This is a genomic window from Amycolatopsis sp. NPDC006125, assembly GCF_040614195.1.
In the GTDB taxonomy this organism is placed as follows: Bacteria; Actinomycetota; Actinomycetes; order Mycobacteriales; family Pseudonocardiaceae; genus Amycolatopsis_E; species Amycolatopsis_E tucumanensis.
In genome coordinates, this window is sequence record NZ_JBEXTZ010000177.1 from 1 (window position 1) to 9,124 (window position 9,124).

Annotated in this window: 7 protein-coding genes; 2 read left to right on the forward strand and 5 right to left on the reverse strand. The window is 70.5% G+C overall.

Translation table 11 applies throughout. From position 1 onward, the window contains the following. Nucleotides 1–163: 163 nt before the first annotated feature. From ABZ193_RS42360 to ABZ193_RS42380, 5 genes are all read right to left on the reverse strand, one after another. Nucleotides 164–1,717, reverse strand: coding sequence for an acetolactate synthase large subunit (locus ABZ193_RS42360; RefSeq protein WP_354714433.1), 1,554 nt, complete (start codon nucleotides 1,715–1,717; stop codon nucleotides 164–166). A gap of 8 nt (nucleotides 1,718–1,725) precedes the next feature. Further along, nucleotides 1,726–3,099, reverse strand: a complete 1,374-nt coding sequence (locus tag ABZ193_RS42365) for an FAD-binding oxidoreductase (protein WP_354714435.1) — start codon at nucleotides 3,097–3,099, stop codon at nucleotides 1,726–1,728. Between the two features lie 81 nt (nucleotides 3,100–3,180). Then, nucleotides 3,181–3,744, reverse strand: coding sequence for a hypothetical protein (locus ABZ193_RS42370; protein ID WP_354714437.1), 564 nt, complete (start codon nucleotides 3,742–3,744; stop codon nucleotides 3,181–3,183). A 537-nt stretch (nucleotides 3,745–4,281) separates the two neighbouring features. Continuing rightward, complete coding sequence (locus ABZ193_RS42375; RefSeq protein ID WP_020420436.1) at nucleotides 4,282–4,782, reverse strand: DUF3830 family protein; 501 nt, start codon at nucleotides 4,780–4,782, stop codon at nucleotides 4,282–4,284. A gap of 14 nt (nucleotides 4,783–4,796) precedes the next feature. Further along, complete coding sequence (locus tag ABZ193_RS42380; protein WP_354714439.1) at nucleotides 4,797–6,056, reverse strand: aminotransferase class III-fold pyridoxal phosphate-dependent enzyme; 1,260 nt, start codon at nucleotides 6,054–6,056, stop codon at nucleotides 4,797–4,799. Between the two features lie 94 nt (nucleotides 6,057–6,150). Between ABZ193_RS42380 and ABZ193_RS42385 the strand changes: the two genes are divergently transcribed. Beyond that, a complete protein-coding gene (locus ABZ193_RS42385) occupies nucleotides 6,151–7,614 on the forward strand; it encodes an NAD-dependent succinate-semialdehyde dehydrogenase (protein WP_354714441.1) in 1,464 nt (487 codons plus the stop codon). After that, complete coding sequence (locus ABZ193_RS42390) at nucleotides 7,611–8,669, forward strand: tartrate dehydrogenase (RefSeq protein WP_354714442.1); 1,059 nt, start codon at nucleotides 7,611–7,613, stop codon at nucleotides 8,667–8,669. The genes ABZ193_RS42385 and ABZ193_RS42390 overlap by 4 nt, the downstream gene beginning before the upstream one ends. Nucleotides 8,670–9,124 lie beyond the last annotated feature (455 nt).

Genomic DNA, 9,124 nt, shown 5'->3' on the forward strand with positions numbered 1-9,124 from the left:
TTCCGGTTTGTGCATATCACCTTGAGCCAGGGCCGCAAGGTTGGCATGTTCGGCTTGCGGTGAGCACGGAGGTTGCGGCCCTGGCTCAAGGTGATCGTTGCGTGTCAGGCGACGGGATGACCACCCAGCTCGGGGTTTTGTTCAAAGATGGCGTTGCGCGCCGTCAGAGCAGTGGGGGTACCGCTGCATCAATGAGGTGCGGTCCGGGCTCGTTGAGGGCGTTGCGGAATTGCTCGGCCAGTTCCTCGGCCGTCGTCGCCCTTGTTGCTGGGACGCCCATGCCTTCCGCGATCTTCACGAAGTCGATGTCGGGCCTTGCCAGGTCCAGCAGGTCCTTCGCCTTCGGGCCGGATGCTTCCGCTCCGACTCGCTGCAGTTCGATGCGCAGGATGGCGTAGGCGTGGTTGTTCAGGATCACCGTTGTCACGTTCAGGTTTTCCCGCGCCATCGTCCACAGTGCCGAGATGGTGTAGAGGGCGCTGCCGTCCGCCTGGAGTGCGATCACCGGGCGGTCTGGGGCGGCGATCGCTGCGCCGACAGCCACCGGGAGTCCCTGTCCGATGGCTCCGCCGGTCAGGGTGAGCACGTCGTGGCGTGGGGCACCGGCCGTCGCGCCCGGGAGCAACAGGCCCGAGGTGTTGGCCTCGTCCGAGATGATCGCGCCCTCCGGGAGCAGCGCGCCGATCACCTCGACCCAGTTCTGCACCGTCAGCGGGCCGCTCGGCAGCGCGGGGCGCGCCGGCTCCTGCAGCACCGGGTCCACATCGGACGCGACCTCGTCCGCGAGTGCTTCCAGCGCGGCCACCACGTCCTGGTCCAGCTCTGCCAGCGTGTGCACCTGCGCGCCCTCCGGCACCAGATCGCTGGGCTTGCCGGGGTAGGCGAAGAACGACACCGGCGCCTTGGTCCCGGCCACGATGACGTGCTTGATGCCCTCCAGCTGCCACTGCACCTGCTCGGCCAGGTACGCCAGGCGTTCGATCGTGGGCAGTCCGGCGCCGCGCTCCAGCCTCGCCGGGAAGGTTTCCACGAACGGCTTCGCCCCGGTCGCGGTGGCGATCCGGCTCACCGCCCGCAGACCGGCTTCGCGGCAGGCGGGGCCGCCCACCAGCAACGCGACCGGCTCACCGGTCCGCAGCACCTCCGCCACCGCCTTGACCGTGGTGTCCGCGACGGTCTGCGGCGAGCGCGGCGGCACCGGCTTCACCGCGACACCGCCGTCGCCCCACGAGACGTCCGCGGGCAGGATCAGCGTCGCCACTTTGCCCGGCGCCTCCTGCGCCGCGGCGACCGCGAACGCGGCGTCCGCGCCGACGTCCGCGCTGTTCCCCGACCGGCGCACCCACCCGTTCAGCGAACCGACGATCGCCTCGATGTCCGACTCCAGCGGCGCGTCGTACTTCTTGTGGTACGTCGCGTGATCGCCGATCACGTTCACCACCGGCACGTGCCCGCGCCGGGCGTTGTGCAGGTTCGCCAGGCCGTTGCCCAGCCCCGGCCCCAGGTGCAGGAGCGTCGCGGCCGGCTGGCCCGCGACCCGCGCGTAACCGTCGGCTGCGCCGGTGACCACGCCCTCGAACAGGGCCAGCACACCGCGCATCTCGGGCACCGAATCGAGCGCCGCGACGAAGTGCATCTCCGACGTGCCGGGATTGGAGAAGCACACGTCGACACCCGCGTCGACGAGCGTGCGGATCAGGGACTGCGCGCCGTTCATCTCACTCCTCAGTCGAACAGGACATCCGGGTTCAGGATGCCCTTCGGGTCGAAGGCCTGCTTGATCCGGCGCAGCAACGCGACCTTCGCCGGGTCTTCGAGCGCGAGGAAGTGGTCCTTCTTCGCCTGCCCGATCCCGTGCTCACCGGAGATCGCCCCGCCGGCCGCCATGCCCGCGGCGAAGATGTCGTGCAGCAGCCGGTGCCGCTTCTCCGCGTCCTTGCAGAAGATTCCCAAGTGGACGTTGCCGTCCCCGGCGTGGCCGCAACCGATCGCACCGGCCTCCGCGGCCGTGGCCAGCTCCCGGACCTTCGCCAGGAACCCGGGCATCTCCGAGCGCGGCACCACGACGTCGATCACGTCGTCGGCGCCGGCGGCCTTTGCCGTCCAGAACGCCTTCTCCCGCGCCTCGATGAGCTTGCGCGCCGAACCGCCGTCCAGCACGTACACGTCGGACGCGCCCAGCTCGCCGAGCAGCTCGCCGGCCCGCTCGACGTCGCCGTCCAGCCGGTCGGCGTCGCGGTTTTCCAGGCCCACCACCAGGTAGGCCTGCGTGGCGTTGCGGACCTCCTCGGGGACGCCCAGCTCCAGCTTCTCGTTGTAGGTGATCGCCGCCATCGTCAGGTTGTCGATGTACTCGAGGATATTCGGCGTCAGGCCGCTGGCGATGATCTCCGGCACGGCGCGCATCACCTGGTCGAGATCACCGAACGGCGCGAGCAGCGTCGCCGCGTGCGGCAGGCGCGGGTACAGCTTGACGATCACCTCGGTGACCAGCGCGAGCGTGCCCTCCGAGCCGATGATCAGCTGGGTCAGGTCGTAGCCACTGGAGATCTTGGACGTCTTGCCGCCGGTGCGGATGATCTCGCCGGTGGGCAGGACCGCCTGCAGGCCGACGATGTTGTGCCGCGCCACGCCGTACTTGACCGCGCGCATGCCGCCCGCGTTGGTGCCGACGTTGCCGCCGACGCTCGCGCTCAGCTCGCCCGGGTAGACCGTGTAGGCGAGGCCGGCCTCCTTGGTGGCCTCGTCCAGTTCGCTGAGCGTGACGCCCGGCTGGACGACGGCGACCTGGTTGGCGGTGTCGACCTCCAGGACCGCGTTCATCCGCTCGAACGAGACGAGCACGCCGTCCTCGCGAGGGCGGGCCGCGCCGGACAGGCCGCTGCCCGAGCCGCGAGCCGTGACCGGCAGGCCGTTCTCGGTGGCCACGGCCAGCACGGCGGCGACCTCTTCGGCGGTGGCGGGTTTGACGACGTGGGCCGGTTTGATGGCGCCGACGGTGAGGGACTCGTCCTTCGCGTAGTCGTCCGGGACGGAGTCCCCGGAGAGGAGGTTGCGCTCGCCGACGATCTCGGCGATCCGCGCGGTGACGTCGCCCATGACGTGCCCGGTCCTTTCCTGCGCCTGCCCGAATGACGGAAGCCTAGTACGGGAAGGCGCAGGACTGGAAGTGAAGGAGATTCATGTCTGGAGGAGGCGACGCAGCCGCCGCCGGCCGAGCAGGCGCGCCTGCGCGGCCTTGAGCAGGGTGAAGCTGCGGTTGATGTAGGCGGCCAGCTCGTCGGCCGGGTAGTGCACGATCGACAGGTGCTCGGAGTGGTCGCCCTGTTCCCAGCGGGCCACGGTGATCTCGTAGCCGGAGACGTGGGCGCACAGCTGGAGGAGGACCTCCGGCACTTCGGGCTCGATGAGCAGGTCGGCGTTCTGCACGACCAGATCGCGCATCGACCGGAGGGTGGGCAGGAAGACGGAGGTCACCCAGAGCCGCCATTCCGTGAGTTCCTCAGCGGTGGGCGGGGTTTCGTCGGCGAACGGGGAAACGCCGTTCCGGGAATGGCGTCGGCGGAACTCGGCGAAGGTGCGGCTGTGGGCCTCGCTGATGGAGAACAGCGGGCCGTACAACTCGCTCAGCTGCCGGTTGATCCGGGCCAGGCGTTCCTGCCGCTGCGACAGCCGGACGTTGTTCGTGTAAGTGACGATGTAGCCGACGAAAGCGAGTACCACGGTCACGATCACTGCGCTCACGGCGGCGACGTTACCGGTGCCGGAAAGGGGGCGGGGCCGGTCCGCGCCAACGTACCGGCCCCGCCTTCTCGGATCAGCGGGTCAGACCAGCCAGCCGAGGACGTGCGCGAGGCCGGCCAGGATGTTGGAAACGATGTCGTGGCCGTGGTGGAAGTGCGCAGCGAACATTGGAGAGGGGCTCCTTTGCGAAAATCAATCCTTGCGAATCTGGCTGCTTTCGAAAGCAAGGGAAGATTTTCAGTTCCGCTGGGAAGTGTCAAACCGCCGCGGAAAGAGCGGAGCCCGTCGAATAGCGCGGTGGAAAATCCGCCCAGCCTAAACACGTAACACTTTCGGGTTCGCGGCCGGGGGTCCCGTTGCGCCACTCGTAGCGCCGCCGGGCGGGCCCACCTGGGGCGATGCCGATCTTGATCCGGCACACCGGGTGACGCCCGCCCGAACGGGTGAAGACATTGCCACGCAAGGTGATCCCCCCATGATCACACTGACGAGTGACGGGGGACCGGGGTTTTGCCCCTAACGACCGCAGGTCGACGGCTACTCGGCGCGGGCGAAGGACAGCGTTTCGCCCTCGACGCCACGCAGCCACAGGTCCTGCGCGGCCGCCGCCATTTCCGGCAGGCCCTCCACGATCGTGGCGAACACGTTGCCGGGCACCCAGCCCGCGTCGCCGTTGATGAGCAGGTTGTTCCGGCCGTAGAAGATCGCCAGATCGGTCGCGCCCTGGTCGCTGTGGGCCTCGCTGCTGTCTTCGTACCCGTACGCCGGATTTCCGATTTCCCACGCCTCGAACCCGAAATAAACGACATCCCCGGGAATGGGGGTGACCGTCGGGTTCTCCCGGCCCGGCTTCGGGTCGGCGAACGGCGGCACCAGCGTGTAGACCTCGTTGCGGGCGTACTTCGCGTGGTAGGCCGAACCGCTCTGCGGCAGCGCGTTCCACACCGCCTGGCAGGTCCGCGGCGCTTCCGCGTCCAGCAGCACGGCACGGCAGGACACGCCGCGCTTGTCGAGCGAGATGGTGATGTAGCGGGCCAACGTGCCTCTTCTCCCTACTTGGAACCGGTGACGGTGGCGACGGTCTCGGCCCAGATCGCGCGCGCGTCGTCGATCTGCTCGGCGGTGACCACCAGCGGCGGGATCATCCGCACGACGTTCGAGTACGCCCCGCAGGTGAGCAGCAGCAGCCCGCGCCGCGCCGCCTCCTGCTGCGCCGCCGCGGCCAGCGCGGTGTCCGGCGTGCCGTCGGCCTTGGTGAACTCCGAACCGACCAGCAGGCCCAGCCCGCGCACCTCGCCGATCTCCGGCGTCTTGTCGGCGATCAGCCGCGCGCCTTCGAGCAGCTGCTTGCCGCGCGCCGCCGCGTTCTCGACCAGGTTCTCCTCCTCGATCACGTCGAGGGTGGCCAGCGCCGCCGCGCACGACACCGCGTTGCCGCCGTACGTGCCGCCCTGCGAACCGGGGAACGCCTTGGACATCAGCTCCTTCGACGCCGCGATGCCGGACAGCGGGAAGCCGCTCGCCAGTCCCTTCGCGATCAGCACGACGTCCGGCTTCACGTCGAAGTGGTCGTGGCCCCAGAACCGGCCGGTGCGCCCGAATCCGGTCTGGATCTCGTCGATCACCAGCAGGATCCCGTGCCGGTCGGCGCGCTCGCGCAGCCCGGCCATGAACTCGGTGTTCGCCGGCACGTACCCGCCCTCGCCGAGCATCGGCTCGATGAAGAACGCGGCCGTCTCGTTCGGCGCGCTGATCGTCTGGAAGAGGTAGTCCAGCTCGCGCAGCGCGAACTTCGTCGCGGTCTGCTCGTCCCAGCCGTAATGGTAGGCGTAGGGGAACGGCGCCACGTGCACGCCGCCCATCAGCGGCGAGATGCCGGCGCTGAACCGCGTGCCGGAGGTGGTCATCGACGCCGCGGCGACCGTGCGGCCGTGGAACCCGCCCTGGAAGACGATCACGTTCGGCCGCCCGGTGGCCTGCCGCGACAGGCGCAGGGCGGCTTCGACGGCCTCGCTGCCGGAGTTCGCGAAGAACAGCGAGTCGAGCCCCGCGGGCAGCACGTCGCCGAGCCGCTCGGTCAGCTTGAGCAGCGGCTGGTGCATCACGGTGGTGTACTGCGCGTGGATGACCTTGCCGATCTGCTCCTGCGCCGCCTTGACCACCTTCGGGTGGCAGTGGCCGGTGCTGGTCACACCGATCCCGGCGGTGAAGTCGAGGTGGCGGTTGCCGTCGACGTCGTAGAGGTAGGCGCCTTCGCCGTGCTCGACGACGACCGGAGTGGCCTGCTTGAGCAGGGGGGAGAGCTGGGCCATGACGGCGGAACTCCTAACCGGAGTGAGCTTGTAGATTGTTGACAATCTGTCTAGCATGGCCGGTGGACAGGCGCAAGGTTGATCAGGAGGACCAATGGCCGAGCTGACCGAATCGGGTGTCGTGGACGCCGTCGGCAAGGAGCTGTTCATCGGCGGGAAGTGGGTCCCGTCGAGCAGTGGGCGGACCTTCGCCGTCGAGGATCCCGCCACCGGCCGGGTCCTCTGCGAGGTCGCCGACGCCGCGCCCGAGGACGGGAAGGCGGCCCTCGACGCCGCCGTCGCGGCGCAGGCCGACTGGGCGAAGACGGCGCCGCGCGAGCGCAGCGAAATCCTGCGCCGCGCCTACGAACTGCTGAACGCGCGCGTCGACGAGCTGGCGCTGCTGATGACGCTGGAGATGGGCAAGCCGCTGGCCGAGGCGAAGGGCGAGGTCGCCTACGCGGCCGAGTTCTTCCGCTGGTTCTCCGAGGAGGCCGTGCGCATCGACGGCGGCTACCAGGTCGCGCCCAACGGGGCGGGCCGGTTCCTCGTCACCAAGCAGCCCGTCGGGCCGTGCCTGCTGATCACGCCGTGGAACTTCCCGATGGCGATGGGCGGCCGCAAGATCGGCCCGGCGATCGCCGCGGGCTGCACGATGGTCATCAAGCCGGCCGAGCAGACGCCGCTGTCGATGCTCGCGCTGGCCGCGATCCTGACCGAGGCGGGGCTGCCCGCCGGCGTGCTCAACGTGCTCACCACCAGCGACCCGGGCGGCGTGATGGAGCCGATGATCAAGGACGGCCGCGCTCGCAAGCTGTCCTTCACCGGATCCACCGCGGTCGGGCGCAAACTCCTGGAGCAGTGCGCGGACAAGGTGCTGCGCACGTCGATGGAGCTGGGCGGCAACGCGCCGTTCCTCGTCTTCGACGACGCCGACCTGGACGCGGCGGTCGAGGGCGCGATGCAGGCCAAGATGCGCAACATCGGCGAGGCGTGCACCGCGGCCAACCGGTTCTACGTGCAGCGCGGGGTCGCCGACGAGTTCGCCCGGCGGCTGACCGAGCGGATGTCGGCGCTGCCGCTGGGGCGCGGCACCGAGCCCGGCGTGGTCGTCGGCCCGCTCATCGACGCCGACGCGGTGAACAAGGTGACCGAGCTGGTCGCCGACGCCACCTCCCGTGGCGCCAAGGTGCTCACCGGCGGGGCCACTGTGGACGGTCCGGGCAACTTCTACCAGGCCACGGTGCTCACCGACGTGCCGCGGGACGCCCGCATGGCGAGCGAGGAGATCTTCGGGCCGGTCGCGCCGATCAGCGTGTTCGACGACGAGGACGAGGCCGTCGCGGCGGCCAACGACACCGAGTACGGCCTGGTCAGCTACGTCTACACCAACGACCTCAAGCGTGCGCTGCGCGTGTCGGAGTCGCTGGAGGCCGGCATGATCGGGCTGAACCAGGGCATCGTGTCCAACCCGGCGGCGCCGTTCGGCGGGGTCAAGCAGTCCGGGCTCGGCCGCGAGGGCGGCACCGTCGGCATCGACGAGTTCCTGGAGACCAAGTACATCGCGGTGAGCCTGTGAACACCTACCGGATCGCGAGCATCCCCGGTGACGGCATCGGGGTCGACGTCACCGCCGAGGCGCGCCAGGTCCTCGACCGGGCTGGCGAAGTGCACGGGTTCCGTCTGGAGTGGACGGAGTTCGACTGGAGCTGCGAGCGGTACACCAAGACCGGCCGGATGATGCCGGAGGACGGCATCGACCGGTTGCGGCCGTTCGACGGGATCCTGCTCGGCGCGGTCGGGTTCCCCGGGGTGCCGGACCACGTGTCGCTGTGGGGGCTGCTGATCCCGATCCGGCGGGCGTTCGCGCAGTACGTGAACCTGCGGCCGGTGCGGCTGCTGCCCGGGACGACGTCCGTGCTGGCCGGCCGGGAGGCCGACGAGCTGGAGATGGTGATCGTCCGGGAGAACACCGAGGGCGAGTACTCGCAGATCGGCGGGCGCCACAACCCGGGGCAGCCGGGCGAGTTCGTGGTGCAGGAGTCGATCTTCACGCGGGTCGGGGTCGAGCGGATCATCCGGTTCGCGTTCGAGCTGGCCCGCACCCGCAGCGGCCGGGTGTGCTCGGCGACCAAGTCGAACGGGATCATCCACACGATGCCGTTCTGGGACGAGGTGTTCGCGGAGGTCGCCGCGGAGTACCCGGACGTCCACAGTGAACAGACGCACATCGACGCGCTGGCGGCGCGCATGGTGCAGCACCCGGACCGGCTGGACGTCGTGGTGGGGTCGAACCTGTTCGGCGACATCCTGAGCGACCTGGCGGCGGCCGTGACGGGCGGGCTGGGCATGGCGCCGTCCGGCAACGTCAACCCGCCGGGCGAGTACCCGTCGATGTTCGAGGCGGTGCACGGCAGCGCCCCGGACATCGCCGGGCAGGGCATCGCGAACCCGGTGGCGCAGATCCTGGCCGGCGCGATGATGCTCGAGCATCTGGGCGAGAAGACGGCCGCCGCGGCGGTGCACAGGGCGGTCGAGGAGGTGCTCGCGGCCGGCGAGGTGGCGACCCCGGACCTGGGCGGCAAGTCGACGACGACCGAGCTGGGGGCCGCCATCACGGCCGCGCTCGCCTGACAGCGGCGCTTGCGTGGCGGCTGTGCTTGCGGGGCGGCTGGTGCTCGCCTGACAGCGGCACCCCGCCTGACCGCCGCGCGCGCTGGAGCGCCGCGCCTGCCTGACGGCCGATCTCGCCTGACGGCTGCGCTCGCCTCGGCCGATCTCGCGCGGCGGCGTGGCGGCGGGGTGGCGTGTGGCAACGGGGCGCGGTGTGGCGTTGGCGGGCCGTGCGGCGGTGGGGTGCCGCGCGGCGGCCGCCCTCGCCTGACGGCAGGGTGCTGCCCACGCCCCATGGCCCCGCGGCCGAAGGCGCTGCCTGGACCGCCGCCCCGGCCCGCCCGGGCTCGCCCGCGGGCTGCGGCGCTGCCCAGCCCGCCCTGGCGTGCGTCCCCGGCCGGGCGGGCAGTGCCGCCTCGGGGGGGGCGCCGCCCGGAACCGCGCGGGCGCCCGGCGGGGTGGGGGGGCGTTCGGTC